At 66.5% G+C, this 15,067-nt stretch carries 13 protein-coding genes and 2 tRNA genes; 4 read left to right on the forward strand and 11 right to left on the reverse strand.

Annotation, left to right across the window (positions count from 1 at the left end; translation table 11 throughout):
- Nucleotides 1-30 precede the first annotated feature (30 nt).
- The 3 genes from IPV08_RS12520 to IPV08_RS12530 all read left to right on the forward strand — a co-directional run bounded on the left by IPV08_RS12520 (nucleotide 31) and on the right by IPV08_RS12530 (nucleotide 3,064).
- A complete protein-coding gene (locus tag IPV08_RS12520; RefSeq protein ID WP_207412108.1) occupies nucleotides 31-948 on the forward strand; it encodes a PhnA-like protein in 918 nt (305 codons plus the stop codon).
- Nucleotides 949-1,026: 78 nt separating this feature from the next.
- Nucleotides 1,027-1,230, forward strand: a complete 204-nt coding sequence (locus IPV08_RS12525) for a CsbD family protein (protein ID WP_207412109.1) — start codon at nucleotides 1,027-1,029, stop codon at nucleotides 1,228-1,230.
- 424 nt (nucleotides 1,231-1,654) lie between these two features.
- On the forward strand, nucleotides 1,655-3,064 hold the full coding sequence (locus IPV08_RS12530) for a TAXI family TRAP transporter solute-binding subunit (protein WP_207412110.1): 1,410 nt from the start codon (nucleotides 1,655-1,657) through the stop codon (nucleotides 3,062-3,064).
- Between the two features lie 164 nt (nucleotides 3,065-3,228).
- Here IPV08_RS12530 and IPV08_RS12535 read toward each other — a convergent pair.
- The 11 genes from IPV08_RS12535 to IPV08_RS12585 all read right to left on the reverse strand — a co-directional run bounded on the left by IPV08_RS12535 (nucleotide 3,229) and on the right by IPV08_RS12585 (nucleotide 13,200).
- Nucleotides 3,229-3,302 (reverse strand) — tRNA-Gly (locus IPV08_RS12535).
- An 82-nt stretch (nucleotides 3,303-3,384) separates the two neighbouring features.
- Nucleotides 3,385-3,468: transfer RNA gene (locus tag IPV08_RS12540), tRNA-Tyr, on the reverse strand.
- An 88-nt stretch (nucleotides 3,469-3,556) separates the two neighbouring features.
- Nucleotides 3,557-5,296, reverse strand: a complete 1,740-nt coding sequence (gene recJ / locus IPV08_RS12545) for a single-stranded-DNA-specific exonuclease RecJ (protein WP_210348434.1) — start codon at nucleotides 5,294-5,296, stop codon at nucleotides 3,557-3,559.
- Nucleotides 5,297-5,525: 229 nt separating this feature from the next.
- Nucleotides 5,526-6,926, reverse strand: coding sequence for an NAD(P)(+) transhydrogenase (Re/Si-specific) subunit beta (locus IPV08_RS12550; protein WP_056429217.1), 1,401 nt, complete (start codon nucleotides 6,924-6,926; stop codon nucleotides 5,526-5,528).
- A 4-nt stretch (nucleotides 6,927-6,930) separates the two neighbouring features.
- Nucleotides 6,931-7,371, reverse strand: a complete 441-nt coding sequence (locus tag IPV08_RS12555) for a proton-translocating transhydrogenase family protein (protein ID WP_056429213.1) — start codon at nucleotides 7,369-7,371, stop codon at nucleotides 6,931-6,933.
- 17 nt (nucleotides 7,372-7,388) lie between these two features.
- Nucleotides 7,389-8,531, reverse strand: a complete 1,143-nt coding sequence (locus tag IPV08_RS12560) for a Re/Si-specific NAD(P)(+) transhydrogenase subunit alpha (protein WP_207412112.1) — start codon at nucleotides 8,529-8,531, stop codon at nucleotides 7,389-7,391.
- Nucleotides 8,532-8,625: 94 nt separating this feature from the next.
- Nucleotides 8,626-8,919, reverse strand: coding sequence for an aa3-type cytochrome c oxidase subunit IV (locus IPV08_RS12565; RefSeq protein ID WP_056429210.1), 294 nt, complete (start codon nucleotides 8,917-8,919; stop codon nucleotides 8,626-8,628).
- Between the two features lie 300 nt (nucleotides 8,920-9,219).
- Nucleotides 9,220-10,584, reverse strand: coding sequence for an AarF/ABC1/UbiB kinase family protein (locus IPV08_RS12570; protein ID WP_207412113.1), 1,365 nt, complete (start codon nucleotides 10,582-10,584; stop codon nucleotides 9,220-9,222).
- A gap of 107 nt (nucleotides 10,585-10,691) precedes the next feature.
- Entirely contained in the window at nucleotides 10,692-11,078 is a 387-nt protein-coding gene (locus tag IPV08_RS12575; RefSeq protein ID WP_207412114.1) for a type II toxin-antitoxin system death-on-curing family toxin, read from the reverse strand.
- The gene (locus IPV08_RS12580) at nucleotides 11,075-11,299 is read right to left on the reverse strand and encodes an AbrB family transcriptional regulator (RefSeq protein ID WP_056429206.1); all 225 of its coding nucleotides are present in this window, start codon (nucleotides 11,297-11,299) and stop codon (nucleotides 11,075-11,077) included. Before IPV08_RS12580 ends, IPV08_RS12575 begins: the two co-directional genes overlap by 4 nt.
- A 59-nt stretch (nucleotides 11,300-11,358) precedes the next feature.
- Nucleotides 11,359-13,200, reverse strand: a complete 1,842-nt coding sequence (locus IPV08_RS12585; RefSeq protein WP_207412143.1) for a M3 family oligoendopeptidase — start codon at nucleotides 13,198-13,200, stop codon at nucleotides 11,359-11,361.
- A gap of 340 nt (nucleotides 13,201-13,540) precedes the next feature.
- On the opposite strand from IPV08_RS12585, the gene IPV08_RS12590 reads away from it, so the two are divergent.
- The gene (locus tag IPV08_RS12590) at nucleotides 13,541-15,034 is read left to right on the forward strand and encodes a sigma-54 dependent transcriptional regulator (protein WP_056429202.1); all 1,494 of its coding nucleotides are present in this window, start codon (nucleotides 13,541-13,543) and stop codon (nucleotides 15,032-15,034) included.
- The last annotated feature ends 33 nt before the right edge of the window (nucleotides 15,035-15,067 follow it).

Below are 15,067 nucleotides of genomic sequence, written 5' to 3' on the forward strand. Positions count from 1 at the left end.
GGTTTGCCGACGACCCTGGAGCCTTGTCACGTGTCTTCTTCCGCCAACATTCCGGCATCGCCGATCGCCACCGCCGACACCCGCACCGTCCTGCTGAACCAGGTGTCGTGGGGCGCGATCTTCGCCGGCGCCGTCACCGCCCTGGTGACCCAGGTCATCCTCAACATGGTCGGCGTCGGCATCGGCCTGTCCAGCGTCGGACCGGTGGCCGCCGACAACCCGGCCGCTTCGACCCTGTCGCTCAGCGCCGGCATCTGGTTCATCGTCTCGGGCATCGTGGCCGCCCTGGCGGGCGGCTTCATCGCCGGGCGTCTCTCGGGCAAGCCCGTCACGGGCGCCGCCGGCCTGCACGGCCTCGTTTCCTGGGCGGTAACCACCCTCGTCGTCCTATATCTTCTCACCTCCGCTGCGGGCGGCCTCATCGGCGGCGCCTTCTCCGGCGTGACCAGCACGCTGGGCGGAGCCGGCTCGCTGGTCGGCGGCACTGTGCAGACCGCGGCCCAGGCCGCTGCCCCGTCGCTGTCGAAGATCACCAACCCGCTCGACGGCATCGAGCAGAGCGTCCGCAACCAGGCTGCCGGCCAGGACCCGCAGGCCGCCAAGGACGCCGCCGTCGCCGCGATCCGCGCCCTGTTCACGGGTGATCCCGCCCAGAAGGCCCAGGCCGAGAACCGTGCCGCCGACGCGCTGGCCAAGGCCCAGGGCATCCCGGTCGACCAGGCCAAGACGCAGATCCAGGACTACAGGAAGCAATACGAAGAGACCGTCGCCACCGCCAAGCAGAAGGCTGAGGCTGCCGCCGTCGCCGCCAAGTCCGCCGCCACCCAGGGCGCCTTCTACGGCGCGCTCGCCCTGATCCTCGGCGCGCTCGCCGGCTTCTTCGGCGGCCGCCTCGGCGCCCCGAAGCTCCACACCCTCGCCGACAGCTACGGCGCCCGCCGCGCCTGAGCCACTCCCCGGCCGGTCACCCGCGACCGGCCGGACCTCCCCCTACGATCCTCATTCCCGAACCGAAGGAGCATCCCCATGAGCAGCACCACGGACAAGCTGAAGGGCCTCGCCAACGAAGCCGCCGGCAACGTCAAGCAGGCGGCCGGCAAGGTCACGGGCAACGACACGCTGGTCGCCGAGGGCAAGGCCCAGGAAGTCAAGGGCGAGGCCCAGCGCACCGTCGGCGAGGCCAAGGACGGCGTCGCCTCGGTGGTCGACACGGTCACCGGCAAGCGCTGAACTGGCAAGCGAGGCAGAGCGCCGCTCTGCCTCCACGCGCATGCGGATATTTCGGCGGAGCCGATTGGGTTCGCGCCGCCTGCCGCACTGTCAAAGAACGTGTCTCGTCGGTCCTCCGTGCAGGCAGCGGTCACCAGCCCCTCGGTCTCACACCAGGTTAGCTGCCGGTCTCGAGCGCCGATCCCCCTCATTCCGGAAAGTCTCGATGCTCCGTAAACTCCTGACCGTTTTCGTGCTTCCGAAGATCATCGCCTATATCACCCGCCGTCTCAGCGGCCGGGCCACCACACAGCCGCGTCGGCCCCGCTGACATCACTCCACCTCGGTCTCGTGTAATCTCGCCGGCACGATCCCCACGCCCTGCCCTCCGGCGTGGCATGATGCAGCGTGCCGTCCGGCAAAGCGGCGAGCGGAGTGCCGAGACATGAAATTCGCCGGCCGCATCATTCGCCGTGAATTCGTCTTCCTCCTCCTGGCCGTGCTGCTCGGCCTGGGAGCAGCCACGGCCTACTGGATCTCTCGGGCGACCGTCCTCACCATCGCGGTCGCGCCGAAGGACGGGACCGAGCCGGCGCTGATCCAAGCCTATGCGGACGCTCTTGCCCGGCGGCACAAGGAGATCCGCCTCAAGGTCATCGCCCTCGACGACGTTAGGGACAGTGCCGCCGCCCTACAGGAGGGGCGCGCCGACCTCGCCGTGGTCCGCCCCGATGTCGACTTGCCGGATAATGCTCTGACCCTAGCGATCCTCCGCGATCAGGCCATGATTATCGCGTCTCCCGAGCCATCCGGATTGACGAGTTTCCCCGAACTCGACCGGAAGCGTCTCGCGATCCTCGCGCATCGCGACGCCGACCAAGCACTGATCAAGGCGATGGTGGGGCATTACGGCCTGACGCTGCTCGACAAGGACCCGGACGGACCGCTGCCGCCGCGCCACGTTGCCCTCGTGGAGATGACCGAAGCCGAGCTTCCGGCGGCATTCGCCAAGAAGCGGGTCGATGCCGTGGTCTCGGTCATTTCCCCGACCGCGCCCACGGCACAGCGGATCGTCGGCATCGTTCAGGCGGCCAGCAAGACGCGAAAGGTCGCTTTCGTGACCGTCGAGAACGCCGACGCCATCGTCGCGCGGATGCCGCGTCTGCAATCGGTCACCATGCCGGCCGAGACGTTCGGCGGCAGTCCCAAAGTTCCGGCCGAGGATGTCCACACGGTGGGAGCGTCCTATCGCCTGATGGCGCGGGCTGGCCTGTCCCGCCCTGTCGCGGCAGACGTGACCCAGCATTTGTTCGAGCTGCGCAGCGGCATGGCCAACGTCACCGCTGCCGCCGACTACATGCAGGCGCCGAGCTACGACAGCACGGCCGGCGCGACGAGCGCGCGGCTACCGATCCACCCGGGCGCCGTCGATTTCTACGAGCGCGAACAGCAAGGCTTCATCGAACGCTACGAGACCTGGATCTATCTCGTCGCCTTCCTCGGTGGCGGTATCGGCTCGGCATTGGCCTGGATCGGACAGCGTCTGTCGCGGTTGCGCCGGGAACGGATCGAGGAGGCCACCGACCGCCTCCTGCAGATCCGCCAGGAGGCGCAAGGTATCGCCGACCCGACGCGCCTCGAAGGCCTCGCCCGTGAGATCGACGACCTCGCCGGGGATATCGCCAAGCACGCCCTGGAGCGTCCGACAGAGGCGAAGACCCTCTCGGCCGCCGCCATCGCCATCGATGCCGCGCGGTCCACGGTCAAACGCACGATCGCAGCCGGACATTACGCCCCCGACTCTCCCGGATTGGCCGGGCGCACAACAAACTCGGAATCGGTCGCGGCGGATTGAAGGCAAGCGGTCCGGCCCGCCTGCTCGACCGGCCCGAGGCGCTGCTTATTCATGCTGGTCGAGAAGGAAGAGGGGCGCCGCGCCGGGGGCGTCACCTGCATGTTCACCGAGAGGGAAGGACGGCCTCACCCGGCAACGTCGTTCGCATCGGTCGGGGAAGAAAGTGGAGCGGGTACCGGGAATCGAACCCGGGTATTCAGCTTGGAAGGCTGCTGCTCTACCATTGAGCTACACCCGCATATGGCGCCCGATAGCATGGCGACGCGGTCTTGAGAAGGTTATCCCTTCATCGGCCGTGCTGCCAGCGTGTCGGTATGGATTGGTGGGGGAAGTAGGACTCGAACCTACGAAGCTTACGCAGCGGATTTACAGTCCGCCCCCTTTGCCGCTCGGGACATTCCCCCAAACCACCGCCTTTCGGCAGCGCGCGGGCCCTTATGGTGAGGGCTTGCGCGGGTGTCAACACATCCTGCGCATGCGGGCGCGCAAAGTTCAGGGTGTGGCGAGATCACCGATGCGCAATTGCACCCGCTCACCGCCACGCCAGGTATCGATGGCGAGGGTGCCGGCCACGTGGAACTCCTGCCCGATCCCGCCGAGGAGCGCCTGTCCCAACGGCCCCTGCGCGGAACGAAAGGCGATGGCGCCGATGGCTTGGCCGTCCCGGCTCCTGAAGCGCGCGCGCACATGGCCGTTGCCGACGATGCCCGCATCGACGAGCCGGTGATGCGACAGGGCGAAGACGGGCTCCGGCGCCCCGGCACCGAACGGCCCGGCGCGCTGGACGAGGCGAACCACCTCCGCCGTCGCACCGCCCGCGCTCACCGTACCGTCGATGAGGAGCGCTTCCACCGCCCTCGCCTCCGCCACCGCTGCTGCGAGGGCGGTGGCGAGAAACTCGCCGAAGAGCCTGGGATCGTGGCCCGGCAGCGTTGCGCCAGCCGCCATGGCGTGCCCGCCGCCCTTGACGAGAAGGCCTGCATTCACTGCCTCCCGCACCGCAAATCCGAGATCGACCCCGGCTACGGAGCGGCCCGACCCCGTCGCCGTCCCGTCCGGCCGTAGGGCGAACGCGAAAGCCGGTCGACCGAAACGTTCCTTCAGGCGGGCCGCCACGAGGCCGACCACGCCCGGATGCCAAGTGACGGAGGCGGTCACCAGGACCGGCTTGTCCGGATCCAGGGTCAGGGCGCGATCCATCTCGGCCTCGGCTTCGAGAACGGCCTGCGCCTCGATGCCCTGGCGTTCGCGGTTGAGGAGATCGAGTTCGGTGGCGATACGGTTCGCCTCGGCCTGATCGGTGCTGGTGAGAAGGGCGGCACCGAGCCCCGCATGGCCGATGCGCCCGCCGGCATTGATGCGCGGACCGAGGAGATAGCCGAGATGCCAGGATTCCGGCGGCTCGCTCAAGGATGCCGCATCGAACAGGGCGGCGAGGCCGATCCGGCCCCGGCCGCGCATCACTTTCAGTCCCTGGACGACGAAGGCGCGGTTGAGGCCGGTCAGTGGCACCACGTCGGCCACCGTCGCCAGCGCCACCAGATCCAGGGATTCGGCGAGATCGGGCAGATCCTCCCTCCCTCCCCGCCTCAGGCGGCGGTTGAGCGCTACGAGGGTGAGGAAGACGACACCTGCCGCGCAGAGATGGCCGAAGCCCGAAATGTCGTCGAGCCGGTTCGGGTTCACCAAGGCGCACACCGAAGGCAGGACCTCCGGTGCGCCGTGATGATCGAGGACGATCACATCGAGGCCGAGCTCGGCCGCGGCTGCGAGGGGCTCGTGGCCGCTCGTGCCGCAATCGACGCAGACGAGGAGCTTTGCCCCGCCCTCCGCCAGCGACGTGACTGCTGCCACGTTGGGGCCGTACCCTTCCGTGATCCGGTCCGGAATGTGGATGTCCACCGTCAGGCCGAGAGAACGTAGGTAGCCGGCGATCAGCGCCGCGCTCGCCGCGCCATCGACGTCGTAATCGCCGAACACCGCGACATGCTCGTGGCTCTCGACCGCACGGGCGAGCCGTTCGGCCGCGCCTTCCATGTCCACGAGGCGGGACGGGTCCGGCATCAGGTCGCGTAGTCGCGGCTGGAGATAGGCCTCCGCTTCGTCGGGCCGGACGCCACGGGAGGCGAGGACACGGGCGAGAAGGTCGGGCAGGCCATGGGCCTGAACCATCGTCGCGGCATAGGCCTGGGCGGCCGCCTCGCCGCAGCGGTCACGCCAGGGCCGCCCCATGATGGAGCGGGTGACGCCGAGGAAGGCGCGGGCTGGGGCGAGGGCTGAGGCGGCTGACACGCAATCAGTCTACCCGGCCGGGGCTATCCGGCGCTACTGCGCTGCCGGCTTCGCGGTGACGCGTGGGGCAAGACCGGAACTCGCTCTTACCCAGACGCGAAAAGGGCCGGCGCATGGCGCCGACCCTTCGCAGTCGAGACTGACGGGGCGGAGGGCCGCCCCACGTCGCTCAGAGGTTCTTGACGATCGAGTCCACGACCTTCTTGGCATCGCCGAAGAGCATCATGGTGTTGTCGCGGAAGAAGACCTCGTTCTCCACGCCGGCATAGCCGGAGCCCATTCCGCGCTTGATGAAGAGGACCGTCTTGGCCTTCTCCACGTCGAGGATAGGCATGCCGTAGATCGGCGAGGTCTTGTCGGTCTTGGCGGCCGGGTTGGTGACGTCGTTGGCGCCGATGACGAAGGCCACGTCCGCCTGCGGGAAGTCGCCGTTGATGTCCTCGAGCTCGTGGACCTCGTCGTAGGGCACATTGGCTTCCGCCAGCAGCACGTTCATGTGCCCGGGCATGCGTCCGGCGACGGGGTGGATGGCGTATTTCACGTCGACGCCTTCCTTCTTGAGCAGGTCCACCATCTCGCGGAGCGAGTGTTGGGCCTGCGCCACCGCCATGCCGTAGCCGGGGACGATGATGACGCGCTCCGCATTCTTCATGATATAGGCCGCATCGTCGGCCGATCCCTGCTTCACGGGGCGCGTCTCGACAGCGCCACCCGCACCGGCCGCAGCGGCGTCGCCGCCGAAGCCACCGAGGATCACGGAGATGAACGAGCGGTTCATCGCCTTGCACATGATGTAGGAAAGGATCGCACCGGAGGAGCCGACGAGGGCGCCGGTGATGATGAGCGCGAGGTTGCCCAAGGTGAAGCCGATGCCGGCCGCCGCCCAACCCGAATAGGAATTGAGCATCGATACGACGACGGGCATGTCCGCGCCGCCGATCGGTATGATCAGGAGCCCGCCGAGCACGAAGGACAGCACCACGATCAGCCAGAAGATCGCCTTGCTCTCGGTGCCGATGAACACGGCGATCAGGCCGACCAGGGCAATCCCCAGGGCGATGTTGATCGCGTGCCGCTGCGGCAGCATGATCGGCTTGCCGGACATGCGTCCGTCGAGCTTGGCGAAGGCGATGACCGAACCGGTGAAGGTGATCGCCCCGATAGCGACGCCGAGCGCCATCTCGAACAGCGATTCCTTATGGATATGGCCGTTCTCGAGGATGCCGACTGCCTGCGGGGCATAGAGCGTGCCGGCCGCACCCGCCACGGCGGCGAGACCCACGAGGGAGTGGAAGGCGGCCACGAGCTGCGGCATGGCCGTCATCGGCACCCGCTTGGCGATCACTGCGCCCGCGCCGCCGCCGATGGCGAGGCCGAGGAGGACGATGATCCAGGCGCCGAATCCGGCTGGCGGATGGCCGACCAGGGTGGTCAGGACCGCGAGGCCCATGCCGACCATGCCGTACAGGTTACCCTGCCGCGACGTGGTCGGGTGGGAGAGCCCCCGCAGCGCCATGATGAACAGGACGCCGGAGACGATGTAGAGAAGGGCGGAGACGTTCTGGGACATCGTCTCAAGCCTTCTTCTTGTACATGGCGAGCATGCGCTGTGTGACGAGGAACCCGCCGAAGATGTTGACGCTGGCGAGCACGATGCCCACGAAGCCGAAGAAGCGAGCCCAGCCGGTTCCCTTCTCGATCAACGGTACGCCCGCCGCCAGCAGCGCGCCGACGATGATGACCGAGGAGATCGCGTTGGTGACCGACATCAGGGGGGTGTGGAGCGCCGGGGTCACCGACCACACCACGTAGTAGCCGACGAAGATCGCGAGCACGAAGATCGCGAGCTGGAAGACGGTGGGATCGACCGCGCCATGGGTGACGACGGAGATGCCGTGGCTGAGGCCTTGGCTGAGGCTGTCGGCGATGCTCTGCGCCTGGTCGGCGGAGGCGCGGGCGGCGGCAGCGGCGGCGCGCGCCTGCTCGGCGGCCTGTTCGGGGGGAAGGGTGGCCATCTGTCTCTCCGCCGGGATCAGGCTGCTTTGGGCTGGAAGGCGGGGTGGACTACCTGTCCGTCCCGGGTGAGGTTCGTCGCCTTCACGAGCTCGTCATCCCATTTGATGGCGAGCGCCTTGGCTTCCTTGTCGATCAGTGTCTCGACGAACGCGAACAGGTTTCTGGCGTAGAGGCTGGACGCCGTGGCCGCGAGGCGGCCGGCGACGTTCACGTGGCCCACGATCTTGACGCCGTTCTCGGTGGTGACGATCTCGCCCGCCTCGGCACCGGCGACGTTGCCGCCGCGCTCGACGGCGAGGTCGATGAGCACCGAACCCGGCTTCATGGACGCGACCATGGATTCCGACACGAGCTTCGGGGCCGGCCGACCGGGGATCAGCGCCGTCGTGATGACGATGTCCTGCTTGGCGATATGCGTCGCCACGAGCTCGGCCTGCTTCTTCTGGTATTCGGCAGACATTTCCTTGGCATAGCCGCCGGACGTCTCAGCCTGCTTGAACTCGTCGTCCTCCACGGCCACGAACTTGGCCCCGAGGGATTCGACCTGTTCCTTGGTGGCGGGCCGCACATCCGTGGCCGTCACCACGGCTCCCATGCGCCTAGCAGTGGCGATGGCCTGGAGACCGGCGACACCGACACCCATGACGAAGACGCGGGCGGCCGGCACGGTACCGGCGGCGGTCATCATCATCGGCATGGCGCGCCCGTATTCGGCGGCACCATCGACCACGGCGCGGTAGCCCGCGAGATTGGCTTGGGAGGACAGGACGTCCATCACCTGGGCGCGGGTGATGCGGGGCATCAGCTCCATCGAGAAAGCGCTGATGCCGGCATCCGCCATGGCCTGCAGCGCGGTCTCGTTCCCGTAGGGATCCATGATGGCGACGACAGTGGCGCCGCTCTTCAGAAGCTTCAGCTCGTCCTCGCTGGGGCGCCTGACCTTGAGGACGAGATCGGCGTCCTTCGCCGTCTCCTCGGCCGTTGCGGCGATGCTGGCGCCCACCGCTTCGTATTCCGCGTCCGGAACACCGGCCTTCAGGCCCGCGCCGGACTGGACCGTGACGTCGACGCCGAGTCCTCTGAATTTCTTGATCGTATCGGGCACCGCCGCCACCCGCGGCTCAGCGGGATCAGACTCTGTCAGGACAGCGATGCGCATTCAAAGACCTCCTTCGGCAATCATGCTCGATTGCCGCGGCTTAGCAGGAATATAGAGCCGCGGATCGCTGGTATACCAGCGATCCTGGGCTACGTCACGCGAAGAAGAGGTACAGCGCCAGCAGGAGCGCCACCGCGAACGGTGCCTTCCAGCCGATGCTGGGTACGAATGCACCCACGGCGCCGGCGGCTCCCGACAGGAGAACACCGAAGATGGCGGTGAGCCAGGCCTCGTGAATACCGCCCACGGCCAGGGCGAGCACCCAGCAGATCACCACGCCCGTGCCGATTTCCACAAACCGGACAAAGCCGCGATAGGTCTGTTCGTGGGTCTTCTCGTCCATCGCCGGGCTGTAATGCACGCCGGTCACGCTCTTCGCATCAGCCATCTTGCGCTCGTCCCCTTGGTCATCATCTTGATTGGTTCCAAGCGGATTTAGCGCAAGCCTCGATCGCTCGCAATCGAGATACCGACTGGCGAAAATATGGGAAGCGGGATTTATCCAATGGAATGACAGTTCATCCCCGCCTGTCATGGGCGAGCTTACCCGCAGGCGGTCGTGCCCGCCCTTCGGTGCTTCCCGGTGGCGAACAAGACTCGTGGGAACGGGCCGAAGCGGACCCGCCCGGTCTTCGACGGATCGCCGGTGTTCGAATGCGGGTTCGCTGAAAGCCGCTTCGCGATCTACCTAGACCGGAAGCGGAAGGCCTGCCGCCATCAGGGCCGTGCCCTGCCGCTCGGTCAGGGTCTCGAGAGAGAAGCGCTCGATCTCGGCCTCGAATAGCCGATGGTAATTCAGCTCCGAACGCAGGTGCAGGAACACGGCGCCGAGCCCCACCGCTGCCCGGTCCATGAAGACGAATTCCTGTGGCACCGTCACGGGGCCGCGCTGCTTCAGGGCTTGGTGCACCTCAAAGGCCTGCCGCCGTCCGTATTCTCCGGGCTTGACCCCATCGGCCACGGTCCTCGTGCGGTCCTCCAGGATTGGGCCGTAGATGAACCGCGCCCAGATGTTGAGGATCTCGATCAGCTCCTTGGTGAGGTTCTTGAACCCCCAGACCTCGTAGGCGTGGACGATCCGGGCATTGTCGTCTTCGAGAAGACCGCGATAGAGATCGACCACCCCACCCACGAAGCGGGGGTGGAAGATGCGAACGCAGCCGTAATCCAGAAGATTGATGCCGCGCGCCTCACCGTCCTCCGAGAACACGGTATAATTGCCGAGATGCGGGTCGCCATGGATGACGGCGGCTCGGCTGAAAGGGTGCCACCACGCCTTGAACATCGCCTGCGCGAGGCGGTTGCGGATCTCGATCGGCTCCTCGGTGAAGTCGAGGATCCTGTCCCCCTCGAGCCAGCCCAGGGTGAGGAGGCGCTTCGTCGAAAGATCCGTGTGGATCGCCGGCACCCTCACATCCGCGATGTCCTGCAATACCGCCCCGTAGAGGGCGGCATGTTTCGCCTCGCGCTCGTAATCGAGTTCCTCCCTGACTCGGGCGCCGATTTCCTTGGCAATCTCGCGGGTATCGAGCCACGAGCTGAGGCGGCGATGGAGGGCGAAGGCGATTTCCAACTGCTTCAGATCGGCCTCCACGGCCGATTGCATGTCGGGATACTGAAGCTTGCAGGCGAAGGGTGTCCCATCGAGGCCGGTCGCGCGATGGACCTGGCCGAGGGAGGCGGCGGCGGCGGGCCTGAGATCGAAGGAGCCGAACCTTTTCTGCCAATCGGGTCCGAGCTCGGCCATCATCCGGCGCTTGACGAAGGCCGCTCCCATGGGCGGCGCGTCGGATTGCAGTTTCTGTAGCTCGGTCGCGTATTCCGGTGGCAGCAGATCCGGCACGGTGGCGAGCAGCTGCGCCACCTTCATGATCGGGCCCTTCAGCCCGCCGAGGGCCTGTGCCAATGCCGCCGCGTTGGTCGGCGTCTCGCCCTTACCGAAGAACTTGGCGCCGGCCATGCGCGCGGCGACGCCGCCCACATTCGCACCCACCCGGGCATAGCGGCTGGCGCGCGCCGAGAAGCGGTTGGCTTCGTTGTCGTGATCGGCCATCGAATCCATTCTGCGCGACGAAGGAGTGTCACCACGAGATAGGCTCCTTCCCCAAGGGTACCAGAGCCATGGGCCCATGGGTCGCGGAACTTGCGTCGCGGAAGGGGCTACGCCGTTGGCCAGTTGTCGCGGATCCAGCGCGTGAGGCCGTCCTCGTCGATCTCGCTCGCGGCGAGACCGAAAATCATTCGAGTCGCCTCGGCCTGATCCGGGCGGAAAGCAACGTGGTTGAGCCGTAGGAACAATGTCATCGCCACGAAGGCGATGCGCTTGTTGCCATCGATGAAGGCATGATTGCGCGCGAGACCGAATGCATAGGCCGCAGCCAGTAACGCTAAATCGCCGTCTTCGTACCGCCAGCGATTCACAGGCCGCGCCAAAGCGGATTCGAGTGCGTTCTCGTCTCTGAGACCAGGAGGACCACCAAACCGGACGAGCTGGCGCTCGTGGGCGACTTTGACCTCTTCAGAGGTCAGCCAACGGGGCTCGGTCACTGCGCCAGCGCCCGCAAGGTATCCTTATACTCCTCCATGATGTCGTCGACGATCGCCATCGCCTTGTCGAAATCAGGATCGTAGGGGGTCAGCCGCACTCCACCATCGGGCATCTCGGTGATGTGGAGCCACTGGCCCTGCCGCAGATTGAGCTTGGTGATCAATTCCCGTGGCAGGATGAGCCCAGTGGAATTTCCGATCTTTTTTACCTCGAGCTTCATGGCAATTCGTCTTTCCGTTGTACGTTCTGTACAACGGAAAGACCGCAGCGCAAAGGCCCCTATCCCTCCATCGCTTCCAACTCGACGATCATCCCCTCGATCATGTTGAGGCCGATCTGCCAGAAGGCGGGGTCGCTGGCATTGAGGCCGAAGGGGGCCAGGAGCTCGCCGTAGGGCTTCGACCCACCGGCAGAGAGCAGCGCGAAGTAGCGGTCGACGAAGCCTTCCTCCGCATTGGCGTAGACGCCGTAGAGCGAGTTCACGAGACAATCGCCGAATGCGTAGGCGTAGACGTAGAACGGCGAGTGGATGAAGTGCGGAATATACGCCCAGAACGGCTCGTAGCCGGCATCGAGTGAGATCGCCGGGCCGAAGCTCTCGGCCTGCACCGACATCCAGAGGCCGTTGATCTGCTCGGCCGTGAGTTCTCCCTCGGCGCGGGCGAGATGGACCTTCCGCTCGAAGAGATAGAACGCGATCTGGCGCACGACCGTGTTGATCATGTCCTCGACCTTGGCCGCCAGCATGGCCCTGCGCTGGACCGTGTCTGTCGTGGAGGCGAGCAGGCGCCGGAATGTCAGCATCTCGCCGAACACGCTCGCGGTCTCGGCCAGCGTCAGCGGCGTCGGCGCCATCAGCGCCCCGTTGCGCGAGGCCAGAACCTGATGCACCCCGTGGCCGAGTTCGTGCGCGAGGGTCATTACGTCCCGCGGCTTGCCCTGGTAATTCACCAGCACATAGGGATGCGCCGAGGGCACTGTGGGATGGGCGAACGCGCCCGGAGCCTTGCCCGGACGTGTCGGCGCATCGATCCAGCGGCGGTCGAAGAAGTTCTTGGCGATGTCCGCCATGCGCGGTGAGAAGGCCCCGTAGGCGTCGAGCACCATGTCGCGCGCTTCGGCCCAGGGAATCGTGCGCTGCTCCACTCGCGGCAGCGGTGCGTTGCGGTCCCAATAGGGCAGGACGTCGACGCCGAACCACTTCGCCTTCAGCTTATAATAGCGGTGCGAGAGGCGTGGATAGGCCGCCTGCACGGCGTCTACCATGGCCGCCACCACCTCGGGTTCCACCCGGTTCGACAGGTGGCGGTCGTCGGCCACATCCTTGAACCCGCGCCAGCGGTCGGAAATCTCCTTGTCCTTGGCCAGGGTGTTGGTGATGAGGGCGAAGGTCCGCAGATTGGCGCGGAACACGTCGCCCAGGGCCCCGGCCGCTTCCTTCCGCACCGCCCCGTCCGGGTCCTGCAGCTTGTTGAGCGTCGGCTCCAGGGTGAGCATCTCGCCCTGGAGGGGGAAGCGCAGGGACGCGATCGTGCCATCGAACAGCCGGTTCCAGGCAGAACGTCCGGTCACCGACTTCTCGAGAAACAGCTTCTCGGTGCGGTCGTCGAGTTGAAACGGCTTCTCGCGGCGCAGATCCTCGACCCAGGGGCGGTAATGCGCCAGGGGGCCTTCCGCCATGGCGGCGTCCATCAGGGCGTCGTCGACGCGGTTGATCTCCAGGGCGAAGAACAGGAGGTGGCCCGAGGCCGTGGTCAGGCGTTCCTGGGTGTCACCGTAGAACTTCTGGCGCCGCTCGTCCGTGGTGTCGCCCGAATAGACGAGGCCGGCGAATGACATCAGGCGGCCGAGGCGGTCCTCGATCGCCTCATAGGCGGCTACCGCCTCGGCGAGCCGCGAGGACGCATCGGGCCCCGCGGCGATCTCGGCGATGACGCCGTTCCACCGCTCCGAGAAGTCACTGCATTCGCGCTCCGCCCGCGCGATGTCGCTACGGAAGTCCGGCGAATCAATTCCGGAATAGAGGTCGCTCAGATCCCATTCGGGAAGCGAGCCGAGGTCGAGAGCAAGAGCGGCAGCCCTCGCGACGTTGGTCCCTTCCGATCGTTGGCCGGCCGGCATCCGGGCGGCGCTGGGCAGGCTGGCATGAACGACGGCTCGGCTCGACATGGTGACTTTGATCCTGAAGCGGCGTTCCCGCGCCGTCGGGGTTGATATCGAGCGCCAGGGCCGCGTGATCAACCGAGTCGGTGCATTCCGCCGCAACGAATCTCCGGCAGAGCCTCCGCCGGCCCAACCCGCCCGGGGAGTGGACCATCAGGAAAGAAAGTGGGATCGTCGTTAAGCACAGCTTTACGCTCTTCGCTCACCCTACGGATCGAAACGAAACACCGGTGGCTGGTTCGCAGGGCGATATCCTGGGGGCGATCACCTTTCACAGCACACGGTCGAGGCTTTCCGCATGTCGACAACGGTCCTCATCGTCGACGACGATCCCGTCCAGCGCCGGCTCGCCGAAGCGATGGTGCGTCGCCTCGGTTTCGAAGTGAAGGTCGCCGAGAGCGGTGAGGACGGGCTGTCCGTGTTGCGGTCCGGCGAGCCTATCGACGTCGTGCTCCTCGATCTGGTGATGCCAGGCGGGCTCGACGGTCTCGCCGTCATGGCCCAGATGCGCCAATCGGGCCTCGACACGCCCGTCATCGTCCAGACGTCCAACGGCTCCATCGACGCCGTCGTCAACGCCATGCGGGCCGGCGCCACCGATTTCGTGGTGAAGCCGGCCGGTGCCGAGCGGCTTCAGGTGTCGATCAAGAACGCGCTCAAGGTCGATCAGCTGGAAGAAGAGGTGCGTCGCATGCGGCGGCGCGCCTCCGGCTCGCTCACCTTCAAGGACCTGTCCTCGCGCAGTCCCGACATGGAGCGTGTGATCCGGCTGGCCGAGCGTTCGGCCAAGTCCAACATCCCGGTCCTCATCGAGGGCGAGTCCGGCGTCGGCAAGGAAGTGCTGGCGCGTGCGATCCAGGGTTCGGGCGATCGGCGCGGCAAGGCTTTCGTCACGGTCAATTGCGGGGCGATCCCCGACAATCTCGTGGAATCGACCCTGTTCGGGCACGAGAAGGGCGCGTTCACGGGCGCGACCGAGCGTCATATGGGCAAGTTCGTCGAAGCCTCGGGCGGAACACTGTTCCTCGACGAGATCGGCGAGTTGCCGCTCGATGCCCAGGTGAAGCTCCTGCGCGCGCTGCAGGAGGGCGAAGTCGATCCGGTGGGCGCCAAGCGCAGCGTTCGGATCGACATCCGGCTGATCTCGGCCACGAACCGTTCGCTCCTCGACCTCGTCAAGCAGGGTCGCTTCCGCGAGGACCTGTATTACCGCCTCAACGTCTTCCCGATGACCCTGCCCCCGCTCCGGGCGCGCCGCGAGGACATCCCGGACCTGGTGCGCTCGTTCTGTGCGCGCTTCGCGGCCGAGGAAGGAAAGCGCGTCCGTGCGATCACGCCGGAGGCCATGTCGCTGCTCTGCCGCTACGGGTGGCCCGGCAATGTCCGCCAGCTCGAGAACGCCCTGTTCCGCGCCGTGGTGCTCGCCGATAGTGACGAGCTCACCGTGTCCGAGTTCCCGCAGATCGCCGCGCAGGTGGAAGGGTTCGACGTGCGCATTCCGGCCGCCCCGGTCCAGCCCATGGTTCAGGCCGGCATGCCCGAGCCGGTGCGCGAAATCGTCCGCGTCGAAGTCCGCGACCCCCATGCGATGACCCTCGTGACCGAGGAGACCGGCGAGATGAAGCCGATGGACGAGCTGGAGGCGGAGATCATCCGCTACGCTCTGCAATATTACCGGGGCCGCATGTCGGAAGTGTCGAGGCGCCTCGGCATCGGCCGGTCGACGCTCTATCGCAAGCTGAAGGATCTCGGTCTCGACGACGACGAGAAGAGCGACGAAGCCGCCGCCTGAGACTGGGGCAGCGTTTCCGTCGCGGCTCGTCTG

The sequence above is a fragment of the Methylobacterium sp. SD274 genome, from assembly GCF_017355285.1.
Taxonomy (GTDB): domain Bacteria; phylum Pseudomonadota; class Alphaproteobacteria; order Rhizobiales; family Beijerinckiaceae; genus Methylobacterium.